This window comes from Mesorhizobium sp. AD1-1, assembly GCF_020164655.1.
GTDB lineage: Bacteria > Pseudomonadota > Alphaproteobacteria > Rhizobiales > Rhizobiaceae > Mesorhizobium > Mesorhizobium ciceri.
Genome location: NZ_JAIUGP010000009.1, coordinates 26,665 through 52,167 on the forward strand (window position 1 = coordinate 26,665; position 25,503 = coordinate 52,167).

Consider the following 25,503-nt stretch of genomic DNA (forward strand, 5'->3'; position numbering starts at 1 on the left):
TGCACCCTCGACAAGTCGGCTGCGGCGCATTAGGCAGTCGATAGGGTGGCCAACGAGAAGGACACTCGGAAAGGCCGCATCCATGAGCAGAAAGACCCTGATTGCACCATCGGTGCTGGCATCGGATTTTTCCAAACTCGGCGATGAGGTCGAAGCGGTAGCGGCAGCCGGCGCCGACTGGATACATCTCGATGTTATGGACGGGCATTTCGTGCCCAACATCACCTTTGGCCCGCCAGTGATCAAGGCGATCCGCAACCGCACCAAGGCCTTCTTCGACTGCCATCTGATGATTGCCCCGGCCGACCCCTATTTGGCCGCTTTCGCCGAGGCCGGCTGCGACGGTTTGACCGTCCATGCCGAGGCCGGCCCGCATCTTGACCGCTCGCTGCAGACCATCAGGAATCTTGGCAAGAAGGCCGGTGTGTCGCTCAATCCGGCGACGCCGGAAAGCGTGGTCGAATACGTGCTCGACCGGCTCGACCTGATCCTGATCATGACCGTCAATCCGGGCTTCGGCGGCCAGGCCTTCATCCCAGCGATCGTCGACAAGGTGAAGCGGGTCAAGGCCCTCATCGGAGGCCGGCCGATCCGAATCGAGATCGACGGCGGTGTTTCAGCCGAAACCGCGCCGCTGGTCACCGCTGCCGGCGCCGACGTGCTGGTGGCGGGCGCCGCCATCTTCAAAGGCGGCAGCGTCGAGGCTTATCGGCAGAACATCCAGGCGATCAGGACGGCAGCCGATAAGACAGCCGGTTGACCAGCAGTGTTCCCGCGTCGGTCCTGCATGCCGGCTAAGGTTCTGGTGCCGGGCGGGTTTGTGAAGCTTTTGGGGCAACGGCATCGGATGTGAGCGATTGCCTGATTCGGTTTTCAGGTCCGTCGTCTATGCCCAAAGCAGACAGTTGATCTCGCGCGAATACAAAAGAACAAAAAGAACAGATTCTCCTGCGTGCATACAAAACATGTTAAGTGCCCGCAGGTTGTGAAAAAGCGCGGAATTACAGCATTGAATCCCAAATGCCGCACATTCCTTTGTGCTAAAGTACAATAACGTGATCTTCTGCTTGAGCAGGCGAATCTTCGCGCTGTATGGTACAAGTACGAGAAGGCGAATGCTTTCGGACTCGAATCGCCCGGGACAAGTCCTGGGGGGACAAGGAGTCGCTTTGACATACGGAGCTGCCAATCTGAACGACGACGCTGCCGGACCGAAGAGCACGCTTGCCACTACGGTCTATCAGCAATTGCGGGACGATCTTCTCGGCGGTGTCCTTGAAGCCGAGAGCAAGCTGCGGGTCGAGTGGGTGGTCTCCAAATATGGGGCCGGCGCCTCGCCTGTCCGCGAAGCCCTCAATCGCCTCGCCTCGGAAGGACTTCTCGGCCGGCACGACCAGCGCGGCTTCTTCATCATGCCGGTCAGCGCCTCGGAACTCGAGGAGCTGACGCGCACCCGCTGCTGGCTCGAGGAGCGAGCGCTTCGCGAATCCATCGCCCACCGCACCGCCGAATGGGAAGAACAGCTCGTGCTGGCGCTGCATCGCCTGGGACGCGCGTCACGTCTGGCACCGCAGAATCTCTTCTCGCTCAATCCCGATTGGGAGAGGCTGCATCGCATCTTCCACAGGGTGCTGATTTCGGCCTGCCGGTCGCAATGGCTGGTGGGGTTTTGCGACCAGCTCTCCGATCACGCCTATCGCTACCGGCAAATGGCCAATGATGGCGAAGGCGTCCAGCGCGACGATTTCGGCGAGCATCGTCTGATCGCCGAATATGCCCTGGACGGCAATGCCGACGGTGCCGTCGAGGCCCTGCTCAACCACTACCGCTTGACTGCGGCCATGTGCATGAAGCGCTTCGAGCAGGACGAGGAAACGAAAGAAATCGCCGGCAAACGCGCTCGGCGATAGAAGTCGTTTCCTGGCGGGTCTCTTGTGCTCGTTTCTTGCACGCAACCTGCGTCGGCGACCGCTGTCGGCGGGCTTGACGGCGCGGCCAAGAACCGCGAACTCTCGCCGCCGAGGCATGCCGCGACAGGCGCATGCTCAGCGCCGCAGCACCCCAGGGAAGTCTTCATGAGCAATCATCTGTTCGATGCGTTCCGGTTCCGGATGCCGGCGCCAGCGCGCTTGCTGATGGAAACCGATGATGGCCGCTCGATCACCTATGGCGATATGCTGGCCCGCTCGGCGCAGCTTGCGCATGCGCTCCTGCAACTGGATGTCGAACCCGGTGACCGCGTTGCCGTGCAGGTCGAGAAGAGCCCGGAAGCGGTCATGCTCTATCTCGCCTGCCTGCGCGCCGGCGCCGTCTTCCTGCCGCTCAACACCGCCTACACGCTGGCTGAGCTGGAGTATTTCTTCGGCGACGCGGAACCACGCCTGGTCGTCTGCGATCCGGCAAGAGCGGTCGACATCGGCGCGCTGGCGGAAAAGACGGGCGCCGTCACCGTCACGCTCGGCCGCGATGGCCGGGGATCGCTGACCGACCAGGCCTCGCGGCTGCCGACGGATTTTCATGACGTGGCGCGCGGGCCGGATGACCTCGCGGCAATCCTCTACACGTCGGGAACCACCGGTCGTTCGAAAGGCGCCATGCTCAGCCACGAGAACCTTGCTTCGAACGCGCGCGTGCTGGTCGAGCACTGGCGTTTCACCGGAGACGACGTGCTGATCCACGCATTGCCGATCTTCCACACGCACGGCCTGTTCGTCGCCACCAACGTCGTCCTGATGGCCGGCGCCTCGATGCTGTTCGAGCAGAAGTTCGATCCGGCCCGCATCGTCTCGCTGCTGCCGCGTGCCACGGCCCTGATGGGGGTGCCGACCTTCTACGTGCGCCTGCTGCAGCATGAGGGGCTGGACCATGAGGCGGCGAAAAACATCCGTGTGTTCATTTCCGGGTCGGCGCCGCTGCTGGCCGAGACGCACAAGGCCTGGCGCGAGCGCGCCGGCCACGCGATCCTCGAACGCTACGGCATGACCGAGACCAACATGAACACCTCGAACCCCTATGAGGGCGAGCGGCGCGCCGGCACCGTCGGTTTCCCCTTGCCCGGCGTCACGCTTCGCATCGCCGATCTAGACAGCGGCGCAGCGCTTGCGCAGGGCGAGGTCGGCATGATCGAGGTGAAGGGCCCAAATGTTTTCGGCGGCTATTGGCGCATGCCGGAGAAGACCAAGGCGGAATTCCGCGCCGACGGTTTTTTCATCACCGGCGATCTCGGCATGACCGACGCCGACGGTTATGTCCACATCATCGGCCGCGGCAAGGACCTGATCATATCGGGCGGTTACAACATCTACCCGAAGGAGCTCGAAAGCGAGATCGATGCGCTCGACGGGGTTAGCGAAAGCGCCGTCATCGGCGTTGCCCATCCGGATTTCGGCGAAGGCGTCACCGCCGTCGTCGTGCGGGCGCCGTCATCGCGGATCACCGGTGCCGAAATTCTCGGCGCTATCGCCGGACGGGTGGCGAAATACAAGCATCCGAAGCGCGTGATCTTCGTCGATGAACTGCCGCGCAACACCATGGGCAAGGTACAGAAGAACCTGCTGCGCGACACCTACAAGGACATATACGCATCATAGTTGCGCGGAGCCCGGGGCAGCGGCGCCTTACTCCTTGCGCGCCCTTTCGACCCGACTGCCGGAGCCCCACAAGGCGCGCTTCAGCAGGTTGCGCTTGCGCGGCACGAGGTTGATGTCGCTGACAAGCTTGGCGCCGCCCTCGCGCCGTTCGAGGGTGATCTTGCGGCTGTGGAAGGCTTCCAGCTCGGCACGGTGCGCCACGCTGATGATGGTGACATCGGGCAATTCGCGGATCACCGTCGCCATCATGGCGTCCTGGCTCTTCTCGTCGAGCGCCGAGGTTGCTTCATCCAGCACGACGATATCGGGGCGGTGCAGCAGCAGGCGCGCGAAAGCGAGACGCTGCTTTTCGCCGCCCGACAGCGTCTGGTCCCATGGCGCTTCTTCCTTGATCCTTTCGGCAAGATAGGCCAAGCCGACCTTGTCCAGGGCGGCCTTGATCTGTTTGATCGTCCACTTGTCCGCGGCCGCGGGATAGGCGACCGCGCGGCGAAGCGTGCCCGAGGGGATGTAGGGACGTTGCGGCAGCATGAACAGTCGCCTGTCGGCATGAAAATTGACGCTGCCGCCGCCCCACGGCCACAGGCCGGCAACGGCCCGCACCAGCGTCGACTTGCCGGAGCCGGATTCGCCAGCCACCAGCACACGCTCGCCCGGTTCGATCGCAACCTCGGTTTCCTTGACCACGGAGGTGCCGTCGTCGAGCGTGACGGAGAGATCGTCGAGGCTGAGCATCGCACCGTCTTCGGTTTCGCCGTGCTGGATGCGTCCGAGCGCGTCGCTCTGCTCCGCACGCTCGAGCCCGTCGAGCGACATCATCAGCGAGGCGATGCGCCGCGCCGAGGCGTTCCAGTCGGCAAGACGCGGGTAGTTGTCGACCAGCCATCCGAACGCGCCCTGCACGATGGCGAAGGCGGAGGCAGCCTGCATCACCTGTCCGAGCGACATCGAGCCTTCGAGGAATTTCGGCGCGCAAAGCAGGACCGGCACGACCGGCGCAAACAGGCTCGATCCCTGCGACACCAGCGCCGTGCGCATGTGCTGGCCCGTCAGCAGCGCCCATTGCCTGAGCACATGACCGAAATTCCTGTCGATGCCGCTGCGCTCCTCCTCCTCGCCGCCGAGCAATGCGATGCTCTCGCCGTTTTCGCGTACCCGCGTCAGCGTGTAGCGGAATTCGGCTTCCGCCTGGTTCTTCTGCTCGGAGAGGCGGACGAAATGCCGGCCGATGACCACCATCGACGTGGAGGTGATGGCGGCATAGATGACCGCGGTGATGACGAGGAAGCCGGGAATGGTCAGGTTTTCGCCACCGATCGGCAAAGTGAGCGCGCCGCCGATCGTCCACAGCACCACGATGAAGGTCGAGGCCGACAGGAACGCATTGAGGACGCCGGAGATGAAATCGACCGGTGACTCGGTGGCGATCCGCAGATCCTCCGTGAGGCGGGCTTCGGGGTTCGAGTGGTCGCCGGCGACGAGGTTCAACTGGTAGTAGCGGCCATTGGCAAGCCAGCGTGCGATGACGGCGGTGGTCAGCCAGGAACGCCAGCGGCGCTGGATCGTCATGCGCAGATAGACCTGCGCGACCACAAGGCCCGCGCTTCCAGCGACGAGCGGCAGGAATATGGCGCTAAGCACATAGACGGTGTGGACGTTGCGTTGCTCGATGGCGTCGAAGAAGGAGCGGTTCCAGACGTTGATCCCGTACTGAAAGCCGACATTGACGCAGATCAGGATCAACAGCCCGATCGTGAGCGGCCAGGCAAGCCCATCGCCCCGCCTGGCCCAGTAGCCGCGCCCGCTGATCCAGAAACGCCGCAGCAGGTATTTCCGGCGCGCCTGCTCGGCTTCTTCGGGCGTCAGTTGCGGATCCGGCTCGACAGCCTCCGGTGGCGGTCCCGGCTGGCCGTCGACCTCGGGGGCAGCTTCGGCAGTCGGCGGTTTTTTTTCGCGCAGATCCTCGTGGCGCGGCCTGTGGTCACGCGGCGCTTGCTGTCGCGGCTTCAAGGCACCGCGCGGTTTGATGCCGTCGGCCTGTTTCAATTTGGGTTTCGCCTCGGACATACGCTCCGACAACGACCTCAAAATCAAAAGGTTTCACGACGACAGCCGATATCAATGCGCAGTGCCGTAGCCGGCTCCAAAAACCTTTTCGCCGCCGATCCAGACGCCCTTCGGGTCGAGATCGTCCGACAGCGCGACAATATCCGCAGCCGTGCCGTTGGCGAATCGGCCAAGCCGGTGCGACTGGCCGATTGCTTGCGCCGGATAGAGCGAAGCCATGCGCAAGGCCTCGGAAAGCTCGACCCCGATGACGCGGTGGGTGAAACGAATGGCCGAGATCATGTCGAGATCGGCGCCCGCCAGCGTTCCGTCGCCGAGCCGCAGGCTGCCATGCCTGCGATAGATGGTACGGCCGTTGAGCGTGAACGACGTCATGTCGGTGCCGATTGTCGCCATGGCGTCGGTGACCAGAACAATCCTGGCCGGCCCCTGCTTGGCGCGCAGTGCGATCTTGATGGTGGCCGGATCGACATGGATGCCGTCGGCGATGAGACCGGCCGACAAGGTGCCGATGTCGATGGCGGCGCCAGCCAGGCCAGGCTCGCGATTGCCGATCTGGCTCATCGCATTGAACAGGTGGGTAACCATCGAGGCACCCGCCGCGGCAAAGGCGCTGGCGGTGGCGTAGCCGGTGTCGGAATGGCCAAGGCTGACGATGACGCCGGCCTTAGTCAGCGCCGCGACGCGAGCCGGCTCGACGGATTCGGGCGCGATGGTGGTCAGCAGCACCGGCAGCTTTTGCCGAGCCGCGATCAGCATCGCCTGGTCGGCATCCGTCATCGGCCGGATCAGCGCCGGATCATGCGCGCCCTTGCGGGCGACCGACAAATGCGGGCCTTCGAGATGCAGCCCGAGAAACCCAGGCACCTTCTGGCGCGCCGCCGCCTCGCCGGCGGCGACAGCGGCAGCCGTGATTGCAGGCGTGTCGGTGATCAGCGTCGGCAGCAGCGCCGTCGTGCCGAAGGGCGCGTGCGCGCGGCAGATGGTCTCGATGGAAGCGACATCGGGATGGTCGTTGAGCATGACGCCGCCGCCGCCATTGACCTGCAGGTCCACGAAGCCCGGCACCAGCAGGCCGTCACCGGCATCGACGAGGGCGATGTCCGAGGGGACGGCGCCCGTGGGCAAAATGGCCTCGACGAGACCGTCGCGCACGACCAGCGCGTGGCCTTCATGCCAATCGTCGCCGTCGAAAATCCGGGCGCCAGTCAGGGCAAAGCGATTGCTCATACGGTCTCCGTCACCTTGCGAAGATTGCGCGGCGTGTCCGGGTCGAGACCGCGATGGCGGGCAAACGCCTCGACGAACATGTAGAAGGAGACGATCAGCGTCAGCGGATCGGTCAGCGGATGGCCTGTGGCGACATGCGGCAGGCGCACGGCGCGTTGGGCAAGTGCCGAGGTGACGAACACCGGCGCGCCCTTGGCCGCCAGGCTGTCGGCGGCCTCGGCAATCGACGGTTCGGACGCGTCGCGCGCGGCCAGCGCCAGCACCGGAAAATCAGGGCCGACCAGCGCCAGCGGGCCATGCATGACCTCGGCGGCGCTGTAGGCTTCCGCATGCATGCCGCAGGTCTCCTTGAATTTCAGCGCAGCCTCATTGGCCATCGCCGCCGACGGTCCGCGGCCGAGGATGAACAACGACTTCTGCTTCTCGATCGTCTCAGAGAGCACGCTCATCCAGTCGCAGGCGATCGCCTTGCCGAAATGCTCCGGCAGGCGGGCAAGCGCCGCCAGCAGCGCATCGTCGCCGGTGGCATGCGCCATCAGAGCGAGGCCGGCGACGGCCGAATTGATGAAGGTCTTGGTGGCCGCGACGCTGCGCTCGGGGCCGGCCAGGATGTCGATCGCATAGTCCGAGGCACGCGCCAGCGGCGAATCGGCGGTGTTGGTGATGGCGACGGTCAGCGCGCCTCCCGCCCGCGCGGTTTCGGCCATGGCGACGATGTCGGGGCTCTTGCCCGACTGCGAGATCGCCAGGCAGGCCGAGCCGGCGAGCCTGAGCTTGCGGCCATAGATCGAGGCGATCGACGGCCCGACCGATGCGACGGCCAGGCCCGCGGTCAGCTCGACGGCGTATTTCATGAAGGTGGCGGCATGGTCGGACGAGCCGCGCGCCACGGTGACGACGAACTGCGGGTCGCGTTCCCGGATGCCGCGCCCGGCTTCGGTCAGCACGGCGCCGGAGCCGTCGAGCAGGCGGGCGACGGCCTGCGGGACCTCCTCGATCTCGCGCCGCATATGGGTCATCTCTGTCGACATGGTCGGCTCTGTCGTGCTCATGGTCGGCCCTCTTCGCTCGGCCCTGTCAGCCGCAGTTCGGCGACGAAATCATAGGCGTCGCCCCGGTAGATAGAGCGGGTGAATTCGATCACCTTGCCGCTCGCCAGATAGGAAATACGTTCGATGTGCAGGCCGGCAATGCCTGGCGGCACTTCGAGCAGGCGCGCGTCGCTGTCGCCGAGATTGGCGGCGGAAATGCGCTGCACCGCCCGCACCGGCCGATTGCCGGTCAATTCCAGCGCGGCATAGAGCGAGGAGCCTATGTCGGCCGGGTCGGGCAACACGCTGGCCGACAGCGAGGCCCGCTCGATCGCCAGCGGCGTGTCGTTGGCAATGCGCAGGCGCGCCACGCGCGCCACCAGTTCGTCCGACGACAGGCCGAGCACCATCATTTCGTCGGGCGAAGGTGCGTAAAGGCCGCGGTCGAGCCATGCCGAACGCACCACCATGCCGCGCCGCGCCATGTCCTCGGTAAACGAGGTCAGCCGCGACAGCGACTGTTCGACACGCTCCATGCGCGGCGCCACGAAGGTGCCGGAGCCGTGGCGCTGCACCAGGATGCCGCCCTTGACCAGGTCCTGCACCGCCTTGCGCACGGTGACCCGCGAAATATCGGCCTTGGTGGCGATGTCGCGCTCGGAGGGCAGCGCGTCGCCCGGCCCGATCAGGCCGCGATTGACCGCGTCCTCGATGCTCTTGCGCAACTGCAGATAAAGCGGCGCGCCGCTTTGCGCCTGATGTTTCAGCGTGGCGAAGATCTGGTCGGCGGCCTCGCTCATCGAGTTGCCTCCGCGTGTCCGGCGAAAAGGCGAACCGCCATCTGCACCGCGCCGCCCAGCGCGTCGTCGAGCGGCGGCTTCAGCAGCGCCCGGTAGCGGGCAGACAGGCGCGGCGCGTAGAGCGGCGCCAGCCCGCCGAGCAGGCACAGCGGCGCGTCGTCGGCGAGATCGAGCGCGCCGAGCGAGGCTTCGACATCGGCAACCACCCTGTCGAGGATCCAGTTGGCGACGCTGTCGCCCTTCTCGGCGTGTTCGAACACCTTGGGTGCGAAGCCGCCGAAATCGCCGGGCTTGGCATTGGTGGTGAATTCGACGACATCCTCCGGGTTGTTGCGGAAGACGGCCAGCATGCTCTGCGTCAGCGGCGAGCCCGCGCGGACGCCGTCATAGGCAAGCAGTGTCTGTTCGAGCAGGTCGCGGCCGATACGGGCGCCGCTGCCCTGGTCGCCAACCTGGAAGCCCCAGCCGCCGATGGCGCGCGATTTGCCTTGTCTGCGCGCCATATAGGCGGTGCCGGTGCCGAGGATCGCCATGGCGCCGTCACCGGCGCCGACAGCGCCTTCCAGCGCGATTTCGGCGTCGGTCTCGACGCGGCTGATGCTGAATGGCAGGATCGCCTCAAGCTGCTGCCGGTAGGTGCCGACATTGGCGCCGGCAAGGCCGAGAATTGCGGGCGTTCGCGGGATCAGTTCCGGATCCTGCCCGGCGACGAGGAACGCCTGCCTGGCGGCCTCGACGATGTTCGAGCGAGCGCCGGTCAGGTCGGTGCGGATGTTGGCGGCGCCGCTTTTGGCGCGGCCGATCACCGTGCCGTCCGCCGTTGCCAGGGCGGCCCTGCAGCTGGTGCCGCCGCCATCGATTCCGAGCACGAAATTCACGTTGATTTCTCCTCCGGGCGGATAATACCAATAAAATACCAATAGCCAAGAGTTAATTTCCGTTTCAAAAAGTTTAAGCCGTATTTTATTGAAAAATCTGCGTATTTCGGCCGCTCAGCGATTTCCAGCCCGCGAATTCGTTAATGCGTGTGGACAAGTGGTATTTTTTTGGTATTGTTCTGGTATTGGAGGAACCGGGATGGCCGAAACGCGCACCGAAGCGCTTCACAAAAATGCCGAGGGGCTGGATATCCAGCCTCCGGACGCCATCCTTTCCTATTTGGCCGATGCGCAGATCGAAGCCGCCAAGGTGGTGCGCCATGCCATTCCATCCATCGCCAGGGCCGCCGAGATCATCGCCGGCAGGCTGAAGAGCGGGGGCAAGCTTGCCTACGCCGCGGCCGGCAGCTCAGGCCTTATGGCACTGGCCGATGCGCTGGAGCTGCCGGGCACCTTCGGCATTCACCGCGACCGCATCGCCATCCTGATCGCCGGCGGCGACGACGCTTTCCGCACGCTGGCCGGCGGGCCGGAAGACGATACCGAGGAAGCCGCGGCAGCGGTCGCCGAGGCCAGCCTCGGCAAGGGCGACTGCCTGATCGCCATTTCCGCCAGCGGCACGACGCCCTATGCCGTGCGGGCCATCCAGGAGGCTGCCCGCCGCGGCGCTGCCACCATCGGCATCGCCAACAACAGGGACTCTGCGCTGCTGCGCCAGGCACAAACCGCCATCCTGCTCGAAACGCCGCCGGAACTGATCGCCGGCTCCACCCGCATGGGCGCCGGCACTGCCCAGAAGATCGCGCTCAACATGCTGTCGACGCTGACCGCCATCCATCTCGGCCATGTGCATGACGGCTACATGGTCAATCTCATGGCCGACAACATCAAGCTGCGCGACCGCGCGGCGCGCATCGTCGCCGCCGTCAGCGGGCGCGGCACGGACGAAGCGGCCCGCCTGCTCGAAAAGAGCGGCGGCGCGGTCAAGACCGCCATTCTGCTCGCCGCCGGCGCCGACAGCACTGACGCGGCGCAGAAGATACTGGAAGAGGCCGGCCAGAAGTTGCGGCCGGCCCTTTCCGCTATAGAGGGGAGCAAGGGCTCAAAAGCCTCTGTTCTCATCAAAACCGAACCTGAAAAAGGTCAACAGGGAGACTGAGCATGACAACGAAACTACTGACGGCACTGCTTTTGGGCACCAGCATTCTCGGCTCGGCCGGGTTGGCTCACGCCGACGACGTAACGCTCAACATCGAAAGCTGGCGCGGCGACGACCTTGCCATCTGGAAGGACAAGCTGATCCCGGCTTTCGAAGCCAAGAACCCGGGCATCAAGGTCGTGTTCGCACCGTCGGCTCCGACCGAATATGACGCCGCGCTCGGCGCCAAGCTCGCCGCCGGCTCGGCGGGCGACCTGATCACCTGCCGCCCGTTCGACAAGTCGCTTGAGCTGTTCAAGAAGGGCAACCTTGCCGATCTCTCGGCGCTGCCCGGCATGGAGAACTTTTCGCCGGTGGCCAAGTCCGCCTGGCAGACCGACGACGGCAAGGCGAGCTTCTGCGTGCCGATGGCTTCGGTCATCCACGGCTTCATCTACAACAAGGACGCCTTTGACAAGCTCGGCATCAAGGTGCCGGAGACCCGCGACGAGTTCTTCGCCGCGCTCGACAAGATCAAGGCCGACGGCACCTACATCCCGATGGCGATGGGCACCAAGGATCTCTGGGAAGCCGCGACCATGGGCTACCAGAACATCGGCCCCAACTACTGGAAGGGCGAAGATGGCCGCGCAGCACTGATCAAGGGCGATCAGAAGCTGACCGACAAGGACTGGGTCGCGCCGTATGAGGAACTGGCCAAGTGGAAGCCTTATCTCGGCGATGGCTTCGAGGCGCAGACCTATCCGGACAGCCAGAACCTGTTTACGCTCGGCCGCGCCGCCATCTACCCGGCCGGCTCGTGGGAGATCGGCCTGTTCAACACCCAGGCGCAGTTCAAGATGGGCGCCTTCCCGCCGCCGGTCGAGAAGGCCGGCGACACCTGCTACATCTCCGACCATACCGATATCGGCATGGGCCTGAATGCGGCTTCGAAGAACGCCGATGCGGCCAAGACCTTCCTGTCCTGGGTCGCCTCGCCGGATTTCGCCACCATCTACGCCAACGCACTGCCGGGCTTCTTCAGCCTGAACTCCTCGCCGGTGAAGATGGAAGACCCGCTGGCGCAGGAATTCGTCTCCTGGCGCGGCAAGTGCAAGTCGACGATCCGCTCGACCTACCAGATCCTGTCGCGCGGCACGCCGAACCTCGAGAACGAGACCTGGGTTGAATCGGCCAACGTCATCAACGGCACCGATACGCCGGAAGCGGCGGCCAAGAAGCTGCAGACCGGCCTCGACAGCTGGTACCATCCGGCCAAGTAAGAGCTCAGGTAATGGAACCGGCCGGCGCACGCCTGGCCGGTTCCGGACTACCTCATTCAAAGTGCGCCTATTCAGATTGCGATTGTCGGCACCGCCTCCCGGCCTTACCCTCTCTTCGGGGAAGGCTAGCTGATCAGTCGCAGGCCTTTGTTCCTGCCGCATCGGCAGGAATGGTCGGGCCGTGCATCGAGGCATCATCTAGATCGATACCCTTTGGAACCGAGAGACGGCGGGGACCGAACTCATGGCCGCAGATATCAGACCGAAAAGACCGTTCCGCTGGCATATAGGCGTCTTCCTGGCGCCGGCGGTGCTTGTCTACACGGCAATCATGATCCTGCCGCTCGCCGGCACGCTGCAGCTCTCGCTGTTCCGCAACATCGAGCAGCACCAGGTCTTCGTCGGGCTGGAAAACTTCCGCATGCTGTTCGGCGATCCCAACTGGTCGGTGGGTTTCTGGAACGCGCTGAGGAACAACACCTGGTTCTTTATCATCCACATGCTGGTGCAGAACCCGATCGGCGTCATGCTGGCGGCTTTGCTGTCCAGCCCGAGGCTGAGGTTCGCGGCCTTCTACCGCACGGCGATCTTCGTGCCGACCATCCTGTCCTTCGTCATCGTTGGTTTCGCCTGGAAGCTGATCCTGTCCCCGTTGTGGGGCGTGGCGCCGCATCTGATGGATCTCGTCGGCCTGAAAAGCCTGTTCACGCCATGGCTCGGCAAGGAGCAATATGCGCTCACCGCACTCAGCCTGATTTCGGTGTGGCAGTTCGTCGGCATCCCGATGATGCTGATCTACGCTGCCCTGCTGTCGATCCCCGAAGAGGTGATCGAGGCCGCCGAATGCGATGGCATCACCGGCCTGGCGCAGTTCTGGAAGATCAAGCTGCCGCTGATCCTGCCGTCGATCGGCATCATCTCGATCCTCACCTTCGTCGGCAATTTCAACGCCTTCGACCTGATCTACACCGCGCAAGGCGCGCTCGCCGGGCCGAACTATTCGACCGACATTCTCGGTACCTTCCTCTACCGCGCCTTCTTCGGCTTCCAGCTGCAGGTCGGCGACCCCAATATGGGCGCAGCGATCGCCACGATGATGTTCCTGATCATCCTCGGCGGTGTCTGCGTCTATCTCTTCCTCGTCCAGACGCGCCTGCGTCGCTACCAGTTCTGAGGGCCGAGAGATGAGCACCGCCACCCGTTCCGTGCCCCGCACCATCGGCGCCCATGCGATCCTGTTGACCTACACGGTGATCGCGCTGTTTCCGGTGATCCTGGTGATCATGAACTCGTTCAAGTCCCGCGCCGGCATCTTCGGCGCGCCGCTGACGCCGCCGACGCCCAAAACCTTCGACCTGATCGGCTACACCACCGTCATCGGCCAGGGCGACTTCATCCACTATTTCCAGAACAGCCTCGTCGTCACCGTCGCCTCGCTGTTCCTCGTGCTCCTGTTCGGCGCCATGGCGGCGTTCGCGCTGTCGGAATACCGCTTCCGCGGCAACTCGCTGATGGGCCTCTATCTGGCGCTCGGCATCATGATCCCGATCCGGCTGGGCACCGTCGCCATCCTGCAATTGATGGTGGCGAGCGGGCTGGTCAACACGCTGACGGCGCTGATCCTGGTCTACACCGCGCAAGGCCTGCCGCTTGCCGTCTTCATCCTGTCGGAATTCATGAAGCAGGTGTCCGACGATCTGAAGAATGCCGGCCGCATCGACGGCCTGTCCGAATACACCATCTTCTTCCGCCTGGTGCTGCCGCTGGTCAGGCCGTCGATGGCAACCGTCGCCGTCTTCACCATGATCCCGATCTGGAATGACCTGTGGTTCCCGCTGATCCTGGCGCCGTCGGAAGAAACCAAGACGGTGACGCTCGGCGCGCAGCTCTTCCTCGGCCAGTTCGTCACCAACTGGAACGCTATCCTGGCGGCGCTGTCGCTGGCGATCATGCCGGTGCTGATCCTCTACGTCATCTTCTCGCGGCAGCTGATCCGCGGCATTACTTCCGGAGCGGTGAAGTGAGCGGCGGGGAAGAAGCTATCGTACAGGCCCTCGTCGAGACAGCGAGCCACTATGGATTCCGGGGCGTTCGCGCCAAAAATTTCTACCGAGAGTGGCCGGAGACGATCTGTGTGCTGAACCTTCAGAAGTCTTCCTGGGGTCCGCAATTCTATATCAACGCTGCTGTCTGGTTTGCACGGCTTGGGCCGGAGCGCCGGCCGAAGGAATACAATTGTCACATTCGTTGGCGCGTCAATTCCCAGATGGAAGACGAGCAGTCGAAAGCGTTCGAGCAGGCGCTCAACCTTGAGCATCCCTTGCCTGATGATCAGAGGCTTTCACTGATCAAGGACGGAGTTGATGCCTATGGCTTTCGACTTTTGTCCCGGTGTGACAGCGAAGAAGCAGCCCTGCGGGTCGCAGATGAATGTGAGCCACAGGTGATGGTGGCTCTCGCAGCCCGCAGTCAAGAAAAGGCGAATTGAAATGGCCCAACCCCTGCGTGTCGTCGTCGCCGGCCTCGGCAATATGGGCCGCAGCCATGCGCTGGCCTACCATACCAATCCAGGTTTCCAGATCGCGGCGCTGATCAATCGCTCCGACGTGCCGCTGCCGGACGGGCTGTCGGGTTACGGCATCAGGCGCTCCTTCGACGGGGCATTGCGTGACGAAAAGCCCGATGTCGCCTGCATCGCCACCTATTCCGACAGCCATGCCGACTATGCGGTGAAGGCGTTCGAGGCCGGTTGCCACGTCTTCGTCGAAAAGCCGCTGGCAACGACGGTGGCCGATGCCAGGCGCGTCGTCGCGGCGGCCAAGGCCAACGGCAGGAAGCTGGTGATCGGCTACATCCTGCGCCATCACCCGTCCTGGATCCGGTTGATCGCCGAAGCGCGCAAGCTCGGCGGCCCCTACGTCTTCCGCATGAACCTCAACCAGCAATCCTCGGGCCATACCTGGGAGACGCACAAGCAGTTGATGCAGACGACCTCGCCGATCGTCGATTGCGGCGTGCACTATCTCGACGTCATGCTGCAGATCACCGATGCGAAGCCCGTGGAAGTGCGCGGCATGGGCGTGCGGCTGACCGACGAGGTCGCGCCCTCGATGTACAATTACGGCCACTTGCAGGTGCTGTTCGATGACGGTTCGGTCGGCTGGTATGAGGCCGGCTGGGGGCCGATGATTTCGGAAACCGCCTTCTTCGTGAAGGACGTCATCTCGCCCAATGGCTGCGTGTCGATCGTCATGAAGGAAGGTGTGAAGTCCGATGACATCGACACCCACACCAAGACCTCGACCATCCGCCTGCACAATGCGGCGACCGACGCGGACGGCAAGTTTCTCAAGGCCGACGAAATGCTGTCGATGGCAGGCGAACCCGGCCATCAGGACCTCTGCGACCTCGAACAGGCCTTCGTGCTGAAGGCAATCCGTGAGGATCTGGACCTCGCCAAACACATGGACGACGCGGTCAAATCGCTCGCCGTCTGCCTTGCAGCCGACGAGAGCGTGCGCAGCGGCGCCGCCGTCAAACTCTAGAACAGGGACGAAGCCGTGGGCTCGCTGAACATCGAGAATGTGAAGAAGGCCTTTGGGCCGGTCGAGGTGCTGAAGGGCATCAACCTCGAAGTGAACGACGGCGAGTTCGTCGTTTTCGTCGGGCCGTCCGGCTGCGGCAAGTCGACCCTGCTCAGGGTCATCGCCGGACTGGAGGACTCGACTTCGGGCCGCGTCGTCATCGACGGCGCGGACGTCTCGGCCACGCCGCCGGCCAAGCGCGGCATCGCCATGGTGTTCCAGACCTATGCGCTCTATCCGCATCTGACGGTGAAGAACAATATGGGCCTCGGCCTCAAGCAGGCCGGCACGCCGGCGGCCGAGATCGAGCGCCGCATCGGCATCGCCTCGTCGATGCTGTCGCTGGAGCCCTATCTCGAAAGGCGGCCGGCCGAACTCTCCGGCGGCCAGCGTCAGCGCGTCGCCATCGGCCGCGCCGTGGTGCGCGAGCCGAAGCTGTTTCTGTTCGACGAGCCGCTGTCGAACCTCGATGCCGCGCTGCGTGTCAACACGCGGCTCGAGATCGCGCAATTGCACCGCCGGCTGAAGGCGACGATGATCTACGTCACCCACGACCAGGTCGAGGCGATGACCCTGGCCGACAAAATCGTGGTGCTCAACGCAGGGAAAATCGAGCAGATCGGTGGCCCGATGGAGCTCTACAATTCGCCGGCAAATGAGTTCGTCGCCGGCTTCATCGGCTCACCGAAGATGAATTTCGTCGACGGCGCCCGTCTCGGCGAAACCGCCAAGACAATCGGCGTGCGGCCGGAACATCTGACCGTCGATCCGAAATCCGGCTCCTGGAAGGGAACGGTGGTGCACGCCGAGCATCTCGGCGCCGACACCAACCTCTATCTCGACTGCGAGAAGGCCGGGCTGATCACCGTGCGGATTTTTGGTGTTTACGATGCCGAGCCGGGTGCCACGCTGTATGCGACGCCGGATCCGGCGAAGACGTATCGGTTTGGTGCGGATGGGAAGGTGCTGAAGTAGATACGCCGGCGCAGCCCCCTCACCCAGCCTCCGCTTCGCTCGGCTGACCTCTCCCCGAGGGGAGAGGAGATTGTCAGCGCCGACGCCAGTCTCTTCTCCCCAGCGGGGAGAAGGTGGCCGCGAAGCGGCCGGATGAGGGGGCAGCGCTGACCCCGAAATGTACTGCCTAAACGTCCGCCTTGAACGTCTGCTTCTGTTGCCCCAGGCCTTCAATGCCCAGCTCCACCACATCGCCGGCCTTCAAGAACACCGGCGGCTTCATGCCCAGCCCGACGCCGGGCGGCGTGCCGGTGGAGATGATGTCGCCGGGATGCAGCGACATGAACTGGCTGAGATAGGACACCAGATACTTGACGCCATAGACCATGGTCTTGGTCGAGCCGTTCTGCATCGTCTTGCCGTTGACGGTCAGCCACATTTTGAGGTTCTGCGGGTCGGCCACTTCGTCTTTGGTCACCAGCCATGGGCCGGTCGGGCCGAATGTGTCGCAGCTCTTGCCCTTGGTCCACTGGCCCTGCCGCTCGGCCTGGAAGGCGCGTTCGGAGACGTCGTGGGCAACGCTATAACCGGCGACATAGTCGAGCGCATCGGCCTCGCTGACATATTTGGCGGTTTTGCCGATGATCACGGCCAGCTCGACTTCCCAGTCGGTCTTCTCCGAGCCGCGAGGGATCAGCACGTCGTCATCCGGCCCGACAATGGCCGAGCTCGCCTTCATGAAGATGATCGGCTCCGGCGGCACGGTGGCGCCGGTCTCGGCGGCGTGGTCGGAATAGTTCAGGCCGATACAGATGAACTTGCCCGTGCCGGCAACGCAGGCGCCGAGGCGCGGGCTGCCGGAAACCGCCGGCAGCGACTTCGGATCTAGCTTGGCGAGTGCTGCCAGCGATGCCGGATCGAGTGCCTTGCCGCCGATATCGGTGACGTGAGCGGAGAGATCACGGATCGTTCCATCCGCATCGAGCAGGCCGGGACGTTCGCTTCCCACCTCGCCATAGCGCAGCAGTTTCATCTAAATCCTTCTCCTGATTGCGGCCTCGTGGCCTTTTGCAAACTTTCCGCCAAGGCGATTGCTCCTTCAAGGAACCGGCGGACCGTACCCATCGACCTGACTACGGACAAGCGCGATCGCCATACAAGATAGCCGGCGCGCGGGATTTTCAGACTGTTCGATCCCCTGTTAAACGCCGGCAACGGGCCAGATCGTCCGGCCCACGCAAGATTTCCGCAGTCAGATCGACCAGCCGCCGTCGATATTGTAGGCCTGCCCGGACGTGTACGTGGCGCCGGCCAGGTAGACGGCCAGATCGGCGATTTCCTCCGGCGTGCCGAGCCGGCCCATCGGCTGGCGGGCGATGAAGGCGGCGCGGGCGGCATCATAGTCGCCTTGCGCGTGCATGCGGTCCTGCAGCGACGGGCTCTCGACCGTGCCGGGGCAGATGGCGTTGCAGCGTATGCCCTTGCCGACATAGTCGGCGGCTATCGCCTTGGTCAGGCCGATGACCGCGGCCTTGGTCAGGCCATAGACGAAGCGGTTGGGCACGCCCTTGGTGGAACTGGCCAGCGAGGCCATGTTGATGATCGATCCGTCGCCGCGTTCCAGCATGCCGGGCAGCACGGCCCGGCTGGTGCGGATCATGGCGCGGACATTGAGGTTCAGCGCGAAATCGAGGTCGCCGTCCTTCATCTCCAGGATCGAGCCCGAATGGACGAAACCGGCGCAATTGAACAGCACGTCGACGACACCGATCTCGGCAAAGGCGGCGTTGACGGCTTCGTCGTTGAGCACGTCCAGCTTGCGGGTCTTGATCCCTGGCGTCTTGGCGAGTTCCGCCAGCAGCGTCTCGTTGATGTCGGTGGCGTAGACGATGGCGCCGGCTTTTGCGAAGGCCAGTGCGCTCGCCTTGCCGATCCCTTGCGCCGCTGCCGTGACGACAACGACCTTGCCTGCCAGATCCGCCATGCTGTTCTCCTCGTCCGCTGGGATAGTCCGGGTCTACCTGCGGCTGGCCAAGGCGTCATGTGCCAGTCACGCGTGATCGTGCAGCCTGCGCCGTTGACCGTTCACTGATAAAGATGTTTTTTCTCGTTAAAGAACATCTGTCCGGGCGTCAAGCCCGAACACGATCTGAACAGTACCGGCAGGCCATCAATCGCCGTAAGGCACCCAGACATTCTTGACCTCGACGGCGCGGCGCAGGAAGGCGTCGCCGGCGGCTTGGTCGGATGCCCAATCGATGCCGCGGCCATTGCCGCTCCAGACGCGCTTGAGGTTGCCGATGGACTCGGCCTCCGCCTTGGCGCAGGTCTCGGCATCGGCGAATACCCAAAGCCCGTCGACATCGTCATGCTTGGCCAGCACGCCGGCGAGTTCGGCGCTGCGACCGGTGACGATGTTGATGGCGCCTGAGGGAATGTCGGAATATTCGATGACCTGGTAGAGATCGGTCGCCAGCAGCGGGTAGCGCTCCGACGGCACTGCGACCACGGTGTTGCCCATCGCGAGTGCGGGTGCAATCAGCGAGATCAGGCCGAGCAGCGGCGAGGCATCCGGCGCGACGATGCCGACGACGCCGACCGGCTCGTGCAGCGCCAATGTCACGGCACGCGCGGGCGGTTGGTGCACGCGGCCCTCGAATTTGTCAGCCAGACCGGCATAGAGGAACAGGCGCTCGATGGATTGTTCTACCTCTTCCCGCGCGGCCTTGGGCGTAGCGCCGGTCAATTCGGTGAGACGGGCGGCGAACTCGCCGGCGCGGCCGGAAAGGTTCTCGGCCAGATAATAGAGCACCTGGGACCTGTTATAGGCGGTCGCCTCCGGCCAGGCCTTGGCACCGCGGGCGGCGGAGACGGCATCGCGGATATCCTTGCGGCTACCGAGCCCAACTTCGCCGGCAAGCTTGCCCTTGGCGGTGGCGATGGCGAGCGAATAATTGCCGTCCGGCCGTACCTGCTTGCCGCCGATGAACAGCTTTGCCGTGCGGTCGATTGCCGCGCCATCGGCCTGCTCGACCGGTTGCGCCGACATCGTCGCCGGCTTGATGACCGGGCCGAGCGGCAATTTTGCCGTGAGATATTCGAACATGCCCTCGCGCCCGCCCTCACGACCGAAACCACTCTCGCGGTAGCCGCCGAAGCCACAGGCGGCGTCGAACATGTTGGTGCCGTTGACCCAGACCACGCCGGCCTTCAATTGCGGCGCGACGTGCAGGGCAAGGTTGACATTCTCGCTCCACACCGAGGCGGCGAGGCCATAGCGCGTGTTGTTGGCGAGCTCGATCGCTTCCTCGGTGTTGCGGAAGGTCATGGTCGCCAGAACAGGGCCGAACACCTCTTCTTGCGCCAATATGTTAGCCGGCGAAACACCTGTGGCGAGCGTCGGCAGATGGTAATAGCCGGAGGACGGCAGCGCGGCATCCGGCTGCCAGCAGACAGCGCCCTGTCTGGCGCCTTCGGCAACCAGGCCCTTGACGCGGTCAAGCTGGGTCAGATCGACGAGCGGGCCGATATCGGTGTTCTTGTCGAGCGGGCTGCCGACGCGCAGCCGGCTCATCCGCGTCTTGACCTTGGCGATCAGGGCGTCGGCTATGCCTTCCTGCACCAGGAGCCGCGAACCGGCGCAGCAGACCTGGCCCTGGTTGAACCAGATGCCATCGACCAGGCCTTCGACGGCGCTGTCGAGATCGGCATCCTCGAAGACGATGAAAGCCGATTTGCCGCCGAGCTCCAGCGACAGTTTCTTGCCCGAGCCGGCAGTGGCTTTGCGGATGATCTTGCCGACCTCGGAAGAACCGGTAAAGGCGATCTTCTGGACGCCGGGATGGTTGACGATGGCGACGCCGGCCTCAGGGCCGCCCTGGACGATGTTGACGACGCCCTTCGGCACGCCGGCACGCTCGCAAATCTCGGCGAACAGGATGGCGGTCAGCGGCGTGAACTCGGCCGGCTTCAGCACCACGGTGCAGCCGGCGGCGAGCGCCGGCGCGATCTTCCAGGCCAGCATCAGCAGCGGAAAGTTCCACGGGATGATCTGGCCGACGACGCCGACACCCCTATGGCCGGGGAAATCCCTGTCCAGCGCCTGCGCCCAGCCGGCATGGTGGATGAAATGGCGGATCGCCAGCGGCACGTCGATATCGCGGCTTTCGCGGATCGGCTTGCCGTTGTCGATGGTCTCAAGCACCGCGAACAGGCGCTGATGCCGCTGCATGGCGCGGCCGATGGCATAAAGCACCTTGGCACGCTGATAGCCTGAGGCTGCCGACCACTTCGGCAGCGCCTTGGCGGCGGCCGCAACCGCCGCGTCGATATCGGCGGCATTGGCGTCCGAGACCTCGGCCAGCAGCTTGCCGGAAGACGGCTCGCTGGTCTCGAAGGTCTTGCCGCCGGCAGCGGCTTTCCAGTCGCCGCCGATGAACAGCGCCTTGCCGAAATCGCGCGCGGCAAGCCAGGCGTCGGCCTCGTTGCGGGCCTCCGGTGCCGGGCCGTATTCCATGGCGTGATAGCGATCGAGAATGTTCATTGGGTGCCTCCTTCACCCTCCCGCCTGGGAGGGTCGATCGGCAAAAGCCGATCGGGGTGGGGGTAAAGGCTTACGCCATCGCGTGGCGATGATTGGCCGAATAATGTCCGGTCAGATGGTGCTCGAGCTGGCGCTCGATGTCGGTCAAGAGGCTCGACGCGCCGAAGCGGAACAGGTCCGGCTCCAGCCATGGCCGGCCGAGCTCTTCCTTCATCAGCACCAGCCAGTCGAGCGAGGCCTTGGCCGTGGAAATGCCGCCGGCCGGCTTGAAGCCGATGAGATAGCCGGTTTCCTCGAAATAGGCCCTGATGGCGCGCACCATGGCGAGGCCGACGGGCAGCGTCGCGTTGACGCTTTCCTTGCCGGTCGAGGTCTTGATGAAATCGGCGCCCGCCATCATCGCCACCATCGAGGCCAGCATGACATTGCGCAGCGTGGCGAGGTCGCCGGTGCCGAGGATGACCTTCAGATGCGCATCACCGCAGGCGGCGCGCATCGAGACGATCTCATTGTAAAGCTCCCGCCACTTGGCGCCGAACACCAGGCCGCGCGGGATGACGACGTCGATCTCGTCGGCGCCGTCACGGACCGAGGCCTCGATCTCCTGCAGACGGGTCGAAAGCGGCGCCAGGCCATGCGGAAAGGCGGTGGAGACGGCGGCGACATGGATGCCAGTGCCGCGCACCGCATCGACGGCGGTGGCAACGAAGGGGTGGTAGACGCAGACGGCGGCCGGGCGGATGGTTTCACCTGATATGCCGAGGCCCTCGACAATGTCGCGGCGGAACGGATTGATCGCCTTGGCGCAAAGCCGGCGCACGCGCTCCTCGGTGTCGTTGGAATTCAGCGTCGTCAAATCCATGCAGGCGACGGCGCGCAGCAGCCAGGCGGCCTGGTTGTCGGCCTTGATAGAGCGCCGCTTGGTCAGGCTGGCGACGCGCCGTTCCAGCGCCGAGCGATTGACGCTGCGCACCGATTCCATGAAGCCAAGGTCGAGCTTCATGCCGGGGTTGCGCGCAACGCGATGGTCCGGTGGGACGGCTGTATTGGCGGCGGCACGCGCCGGCAGCGGCGTCACCTTGGACGAGCCGACATCGGCTTCGCGGATTGTGCTGCTCATCTCCTGCCCTTTCATTCAGCGACGTGTGCCGAAGATAGCCCGTGAAGCCGTACTTCACGAGTCCTGCGGGCGGTCATAACCGAAAAAGGCGGCGAAAGCAGCAATTTTTGACCGTGCGGTCAAAAGCGTAGACTCGAGATGTTGGTGCGGCTCAGCCGACGAAGGCGCGCTCGACGACAAAAGTCGCCGGATGGCTCAGCGAGCCTTCCTCGAAGCCGAGGCTTTCGGCCAGTTCCTTGACGTCCTTCAGCATATGCATCGAGCCGCAGATCATGATCCGATCGGTTTCCGGGTTGAGCTTGTCGATGCCGAGATCGCTGTAGAACTTGCCGGAGCCGATCAGCGCGGTGATGCGGCCCATGCGTGCCGATTCCTCGCGGGTCGTCGAATTGTAGAGCGTGACGCGCCCAGTGGTCAGTTCACCGATCAGCGGGTCGCTTTCAAGTGCTGCGACCAGCTCCTGGCCGTAGGTGAGTTCCGCATTGTCGCGGCAGGTATGGGTCAGGATCAGCTGATCGAATTTTTCGTAGGTGTCGGGGTCGCGCAGCAGGCTGGCGAAGGGCGCGATGCCGGTGCCGGTCGAGATCATGAACAGCCGCTTGGCCGGCGTCAGTGCGTCGACCACCAGCGTGCCCGTCGACTTCTGGCGCATGATGACGGTGTCGCCGACCTGGATCTTCTGCAGCTCCGAAGTCAGCGGGCCGTCCGGCACCTTGATCGAGAAGAATTCCAGCTCTTCGTCCCAGGCCGGGCTCGCCACCGAATAGGCGCGGTACACCGGCTTCTCTGCATTGGGCAGGCCGATCATGACGAACTCGCCGGAGCGGAAGCGCAGCGACTGCGGACGGGTGATGCGGAACGAGAACAGCCGGTCGGTGTAGTGCTTCACCGAGACCACGGTTTCGGCATAGACATTGGCCGGAATCGGGAACTGCAGCGGTCGGGCGCCGACGGTGTTGAGAGCGGATGTGGTGTTCATCAAATCCAACCTTCTGGCCCAGCTCACGGACGCGGGCGCCAAACCTTCACCTGCGCGCCCGGACCATTCAGGTCCCGGCGTGCTGTTCGCACACTCCAAAGCGGCAAGCTCTTGTGTCCGGAATTTATTAGTATACAAACGATATTTGCGTCAAGATGCTCCCTTAAAACAGCTTTCCAAACTGACGCATATCCGTAGTCCGCGCATTTCGGGTTTCGACGATGGAAGAGAATATTTCGGCGCAAGCGCGCGAGTCCCGGGGAAATGTCGTTGCCGGTATCGATGTCGGCGGCACCTTCACCGACCTGCTCCTGATCGACGGAAGCGATGGCGGCAGGGTGTATCTGGCCAAGACGCCGACCACGGTCGACAACCAGGCCTTCGGTGTCGTTTCGGCACTCGGCGCCACCGGATTTCCGATCGACGGCATCGACCTCATCGTGCATGGCACGACCACCACCACCAATGCGGTGCTCGAACGCCGGCTGGCGAAAACCGGCATGATCACCACGCGCGGTTTTCGCGACGTGATCGAGCTTGGCCGGCGCACGCGGCCGCAGGCCTATGGCATGACCGGCAGCTTCGTGCCGATCATCCCGCGCAATCTCAGGCTCGAGGTGTCGGAGCGCGTCGAGGCGTCGGGTGCGATACGCACACCGCTCGACGAGGCCGAAATGCGCGAGGCGGTGCAGACGCTGATCGCGGCCGGTTGCGAATCCCTCGTCATCCATTTCCTGCATTCCTACGCCAATCCGGCGCACGAGCGGCGCGCCACCGAAATTGCCGGCGAGCTCTGGCCGAACGGCTACATCACGGCAGGCCATGCGCTGCTGTCGGAGGCGCGCGAGTTCGAGCGCGGCGTCACCGCTTCGGTCAACGCCTCGGTGCAGCCGATCCTCGAGCGCTATGTCGAGCGGCTGCGCAAGGAACTGGCTGCAAAAGGCTATGCCCGCGACTTCCTGATCATGAACGGCAATGGCGGCATGATCTCGGCCCGCTTCGTCACACGAGAATCGGCTAAGACTGTGATGTCCGGCCCGGCCTCCGGCGTTATCGCCGCCGCCTATACCGGAAAACGTGCCGGCTTCGAAAACCTCGTCACCTACGACATGGGCGGCACTTCGACCGACGTGGCGCTGATCCGCAATGCCGAGCCGGCTGTCTCGAACGAGATCGAGATCGAATATGCCATGCCGATCCATGTGCCGATGGTGGCGGTGCACACGGTCGGCGCCGGCGGCGGCTCGATCGCCCGCGTCGACGCGGCCGGCCTGATCCAGATCGGCCCGGAAAGTGCGGGCGCCAATCCCGGCCCGATCTGCTACGGGCGCGGCGGCCTCGAGCCGACCATCACCGACGCCAATCTGGTGCTCGGCCGGCTGGCGCCGAAGAAGCTGCTGGCAGTCGAAAACCCGGTCACATCAGAGCGCGTCACCGGCATCTTCGAGGAGAAAATCGGCAAGCCGACCGGCCTGTCCGGCGTCGAGGCGGCGGGCGCGGTGCTGCGGCTCGGGAACATGAAGATGGCCGGCGCCATCCGCATGGTCTCGGTGTCACGCGGTCATGACCCCCGCGATTTCGCGCTGTTCGCCTTCGGCGGCGCCGGGCCGCTGCATGCGACTGCCCTGGCGCGCGAACTCGGCCTGCCCAAGGTGCTGGTGCCCGCGCGTCCAGGCATCACCAACGCGCTCGGCTGCGTCGTTGCCGACCTGCGCCACGACTTCGTCAACACCATCAACCAGCCGGTGTCGGTACTCGACGAAACGCGCCTTCATGGGGTATTGGAACGGCACCGAAACGAAGGCGAGGAGCTGATCGGCAAGGAAGCGGTAAAGCCGGAGACGATCCGCGTCACCCACTCCGCCGACATGCAGTTCGTCGGCCAGACCCACATCATCAACGTGGCGCTGCCGTCCTCCTCGGTGACCCGGGCAACGCTGCAGCAGCTTTTCGAAAAGGCCTATTTCGCCCGCTTCAAGGTCGAGCTGCCGGAAATCCGAGCCAATCTCGTCAATCTCAATACATCGGTCACCGGCGTGCGTCTGGCGATCGATCTGTCGCGCCTGATCGATCCGGCGGGGCGCGCAGCAACGCTGGACGAGGCGCGGCGCGAAATCCGGCCGGTCTGGTATGCCGGCCGTTGGCACGACACGCCCGTATATGCGCGTGAAAAGCTGCCGCTCGATGCTATCATCGAAGGCCCGGCGATCCTCGAACAGATGGATGCCACCACCGTGCTCGAACCCGGCGACCGCGCACGCAGCGACGCTGACGGCAACATCATCATCGACATTGGTGAGGCCTGA

At 64.2% G+C, this 25,503-nt stretch carries 21 protein-coding genes; 11 read left to right on the forward strand and 10 right to left on the reverse strand.

Annotated features, from left to right (window positions below):
• Window positions 1–82 precede the first annotated feature (82 nt).
• From rpe to LB519_RS17840, 3 genes are all read left to right on the forward strand, one after another.
• The gene (gene rpe / locus LB519_RS17830; RefSeq protein WP_224620768.1) at window positions 83–760 is read left to right on the forward strand and encodes a ribulose-phosphate 3-epimerase; all 678 of its coding nucleotides are present in this window, start codon (window positions 83–85) and stop codon (window positions 758–760) included.
• Window positions 761–1,169: 409 nt separating this feature from the next.
• Window positions 1,170–1,910, forward strand: a complete 741-nt coding sequence (locus LB519_RS17835; RefSeq protein ID WP_027161167.1) for a GntR family transcriptional regulator — start codon at window positions 1,170–1,172, stop codon at window positions 1,908–1,910.
• Window positions 1,911–2,075: 165 nt separating this feature from the next.
• Window positions 2,076–3,590, forward strand: a complete 1,515-nt coding sequence (locus LB519_RS17840; RefSeq protein ID WP_224620769.1) for a malonate--CoA ligase — start codon at window positions 2,076–2,078, stop codon at window positions 3,588–3,590.
• A gap of 27 nt (window positions 3,591–3,617) precedes the next feature.
• On the opposite strand, the gene LB519_RS17845 is transcribed toward LB519_RS17840, so the two are convergent.
• The 5 genes from LB519_RS17845 to LB519_RS17865 are packed head-to-tail and all read right to left on the reverse strand — an operon-like array spanning window position 3,618 to window position 9,596.
• Complete coding sequence (locus LB519_RS17845) at window positions 3,618–5,657, reverse strand: ABC transporter ATP-binding protein/permease (protein WP_013528580.1); 2,040 nt, start codon at window positions 5,655–5,657, stop codon at window positions 3,618–3,620.
• Between the two features lie 51 nt (window positions 5,658–5,708).
• Window positions 5,709–6,887, reverse strand: a complete 1,179-nt coding sequence (gene nagA, locus LB519_RS17850) for an N-acetylglucosamine-6-phosphate deacetylase (protein WP_013528579.1) — start codon at window positions 6,885–6,887, stop codon at window positions 5,709–5,711.
• Window positions 6,884–7,918 carry an SIS domain-containing protein gene (locus LB519_RS17855; protein WP_024502148.1) on the reverse strand — a complete coding sequence of 345 codons (1,035 nt, stop codon included), beginning with the start codon at window positions 7,916–7,918 and terminating at the stop codon, window positions 6,884–6,886. Before LB519_RS17855 ends, nagA begins: the two co-directional genes overlap by 4 nt.
• Before the next feature lie 17 nt (window positions 7,919–7,935).
• A complete protein-coding gene (locus LB519_RS17860) occupies window positions 7,936–8,718 on the reverse strand; it encodes a GntR family transcriptional regulator (protein ID WP_013528577.1) in 783 nt (260 codons plus the stop codon).
• A complete protein-coding gene (locus LB519_RS17865; RefSeq protein WP_013528576.1) occupies window positions 8,715–9,596 on the reverse strand; it encodes an N-acetylglucosamine kinase in 882 nt (293 codons plus the stop codon). Before LB519_RS17865 ends, LB519_RS17860 begins: the two co-directional genes overlap by 4 nt.
• A gap of 199 nt (window positions 9,597–9,795) precedes the next feature.
• On the opposite strand from LB519_RS17865, the gene LB519_RS17870 reads away from it, so the two are divergent.
• The 7 genes from LB519_RS17870 to LB519_RS17900 all read left to right on the forward strand — a co-directional run bounded on the left by LB519_RS17870 (window position 9,796) and on the right by LB519_RS17900 (window position 16,576).
• A complete protein-coding gene (locus LB519_RS17870; protein WP_013528575.1) occupies window positions 9,796–10,755 on the forward strand; it encodes an N-acetylmuramic acid 6-phosphate etherase in 960 nt (319 codons plus the stop codon).
• 2 nt (window positions 10,756–10,757) lie between these two features.
• A complete protein-coding gene (locus LB519_RS17875; RefSeq protein WP_013528574.1) occupies window positions 10,758–12,017 on the forward strand; it encodes an ABC transporter substrate-binding protein in 1,260 nt (419 codons plus the stop codon).
• Between the two features lie 244 nt (window positions 12,018–12,261).
• Window positions 12,262–13,191, forward strand: a complete 930-nt coding sequence (locus LB519_RS17880; protein ID WP_013528573.1) for a carbohydrate ABC transporter permease — start codon at window positions 12,262–12,264, stop codon at window positions 13,189–13,191.
• 10 nt (window positions 13,192–13,201) lie between these two features.
• Complete coding sequence (locus LB519_RS17885; RefSeq protein WP_013528572.1) at window positions 13,202–14,041, forward strand: carbohydrate ABC transporter permease; 840 nt, start codon at window positions 13,202–13,204, stop codon at window positions 14,039–14,041.
• A complete protein-coding gene (locus LB519_RS17890; protein ID WP_013528571.1) occupies window positions 14,038–14,505 on the forward strand; it encodes a DUF4304 domain-containing protein in 468 nt (155 codons plus the stop codon). The genes LB519_RS17885 and LB519_RS17890 overlap by 4 nt, the downstream gene beginning before the upstream one ends.
• A 1-nt stretch (window position 14,506) precedes the next feature.
• Window positions 14,507–15,562 carry a Gfo/Idh/MocA family protein gene (locus LB519_RS17895; protein WP_013528570.1) on the forward strand — a complete coding sequence of 352 codons (1,056 nt, stop codon included), beginning with the start codon at window positions 14,507–14,509 and terminating at the stop codon, window positions 15,560–15,562.
• A gap of 15 nt (window positions 15,563–15,577) precedes the next feature.
• Window positions 15,578–16,576 (forward strand): ABC transporter ATP-binding protein, encoded by a 999-nt coding sequence (locus tag LB519_RS17900; protein ID WP_013528569.1) that lies wholly within the window; start codon window positions 15,578–15,580, stop codon window positions 16,574–16,576.
• A gap of 166 nt (window positions 16,577–16,742) precedes the next feature.
• Here the strand turns inward: LB519_RS17900 and LB519_RS17905 are convergent, their stop codons facing one another.
• The 5 genes from LB519_RS17905 to LB519_RS17925 form a co-directional block, all read right to left on the reverse strand.
• The gene (locus LB519_RS17905; RefSeq protein WP_013528568.1) at window positions 16,743–17,588 is read right to left on the reverse strand and encodes a fumarylacetoacetate hydrolase family protein; all 846 of its coding nucleotides are present in this window, start codon (window positions 17,586–17,588) and stop codon (window positions 16,743–16,745) included.
• Window positions 17,589–17,807: 219 nt separating this feature from the next.
• Window positions 17,808–18,539 (reverse strand): SDR family oxidoreductase, encoded by a 732-nt coding sequence (locus LB519_RS17910; RefSeq protein WP_013528567.1) that lies wholly within the window; start codon window positions 18,537–18,539, stop codon window positions 17,808–17,810.
• 186 nt (window positions 18,540–18,725) lie between these two features.
• Window positions 18,726–21,098 carry an aldehyde dehydrogenase family protein gene (locus LB519_RS17915; RefSeq protein WP_224620770.1) on the reverse strand — a complete coding sequence of 791 codons (2,373 nt, stop codon included), beginning with the start codon at window positions 21,096–21,098 and terminating at the stop codon, window positions 18,726–18,728.
• 70 nt (window positions 21,099–21,168) lie between these two features.
• The gene (gene deoC / locus LB519_RS17920; protein WP_024502140.1) at window positions 21,169–22,218 is read right to left on the reverse strand and encodes a deoxyribose-phosphate aldolase; all 1,050 of its coding nucleotides are present in this window, start codon (window positions 22,216–22,218) and stop codon (window positions 21,169–21,171) included.
• Between the two features lie 151 nt (window positions 22,219–22,369).
• Window positions 22,370–23,197: a ferredoxin--NADP reductase gene (locus tag LB519_RS17925; RefSeq protein ID WP_027040179.1), complete on the reverse strand. Its 828-nt coding sequence runs from the start codon at window positions 23,195–23,197 to the stop codon at window positions 22,370–22,372.
• Window positions 23,198–23,418: 221 nt separating this feature from the next.
• On the opposite strand from LB519_RS17925, the gene LB519_RS17930 reads away from it, so the two are divergent.
• Complete coding sequence (locus LB519_RS17930; protein WP_224620771.1) at window positions 23,419–25,503, forward strand: hydantoinase/oxoprolinase family protein; 2,085 nt, start codon at window positions 23,419–23,421, stop codon at window positions 25,501–25,503.

Excerpts from the sequence above, each read along its gene's own strand:
- deoC (WP_024502140.1), bottom strand. The coding sequence starts at position 22,218 with ATGAGCAGCACAATCCGCGAAGCCGATGTCGGCTCGTCCAAGGTGACG.
- nagA (WP_013528579.1), bottom strand. The coding sequence starts at position 6,887 with ATGAGCAATCGCTTTGCCCTGACTGGCGCCCGGATTTTCGACGGCGAC.
- LB519_RS17870 (WP_013528575.1), top strand. The coding sequence starts at position 9,796 with ATGGCCGAAACGCGCACCGAAGCGCTTCACAAAAATGCCGAGGGGCTG.
- LB519_RS17895 (WP_013528570.1), top strand. The coding sequence starts at position 14,507 with ATGGCCCAACCCCTGCGTGTCGTCGTCGCCGGCCTCGGCAATATGGGC.
- LB519_RS17885 (WP_013528572.1), top strand. The coding sequence starts at position 13,202 with ATGAGCACCGCCACCCGTTCCGTGCCCCGCACCATCGGCGCCCATGCG.
- LB519_RS17925 (WP_027040179.1), bottom strand. The coding sequence starts at position 23,197 with ATGAACACCACATCCGCTCTCAACACCGTCGGCGCCCGACCGCTGCAG.
- rpe (WP_224620768.1), top strand. The coding sequence starts at position 83 with ATGAGCAGAAAGACCCTGATTGCACCATCGGTGCTGGCATCGGATTTT.
- LB519_RS17875 (WP_013528574.1), top strand. The coding sequence starts at position 10,758 with ATGACAACGAAACTACTGACGGCACTGCTTTTGGGCACCAGCATTCTC.
- LB519_RS17880 (WP_013528573.1), top strand. The coding sequence starts at position 12,262 with ATGGCCGCAGATATCAGACCGAAAAGACCGTTCCGCTGGCATATAGGC.
- LB519_RS17855 (WP_024502148.1), bottom strand. The coding sequence starts at position 7,918 with ATGTCGACAGAGATGACCCATATGCGGCGCGAGATCGAGGAGGTCCCG.
- LB519_RS17915 (WP_224620770.1), bottom strand. The coding sequence starts at position 21,098 with ATGAACATTCTCGATCGCTATCACGCCATGGAATACGGCCCGGCACCG.
- LB519_RS17905 (WP_013528568.1), bottom strand. The coding sequence starts at position 17,588 with ATGAAACTGCTGCGCTATGGCGAGGTGGGAAGCGAACGTCCCGGCCTG.
- LB519_RS17930 (WP_224620771.1), top strand. The coding sequence starts at position 23,419 with ATGGAAGAGAATATTTCGGCGCAAGCGCGCGAGTCCCGGGGAAATGTC.
- LB519_RS17845 (WP_013528580.1), bottom strand. The coding sequence starts at position 5,657 with ATGTCCGAGGCGAAACCCAAATTGAAACAGGCCGACGGCATCAAACCG.
- LB519_RS17860 (WP_013528577.1), bottom strand. The coding sequence starts at position 8,718 with ATGAGCGAGGCCGCCGACCAGATCTTCGCCACGCTGAAACATCAGGCG.
- LB519_RS17910 (WP_013528567.1), bottom strand. The coding sequence starts at position 18,539 with ATGGCGGATCTGGCAGGCAAGGTCGTTGTCGTCACGGCAGCGGCGCAA.
- LB519_RS17840 (WP_224620769.1), top strand. The coding sequence starts at position 2,076 with ATGAGCAATCATCTGTTCGATGCGTTCCGGTTCCGGATGCCGGCGCCA.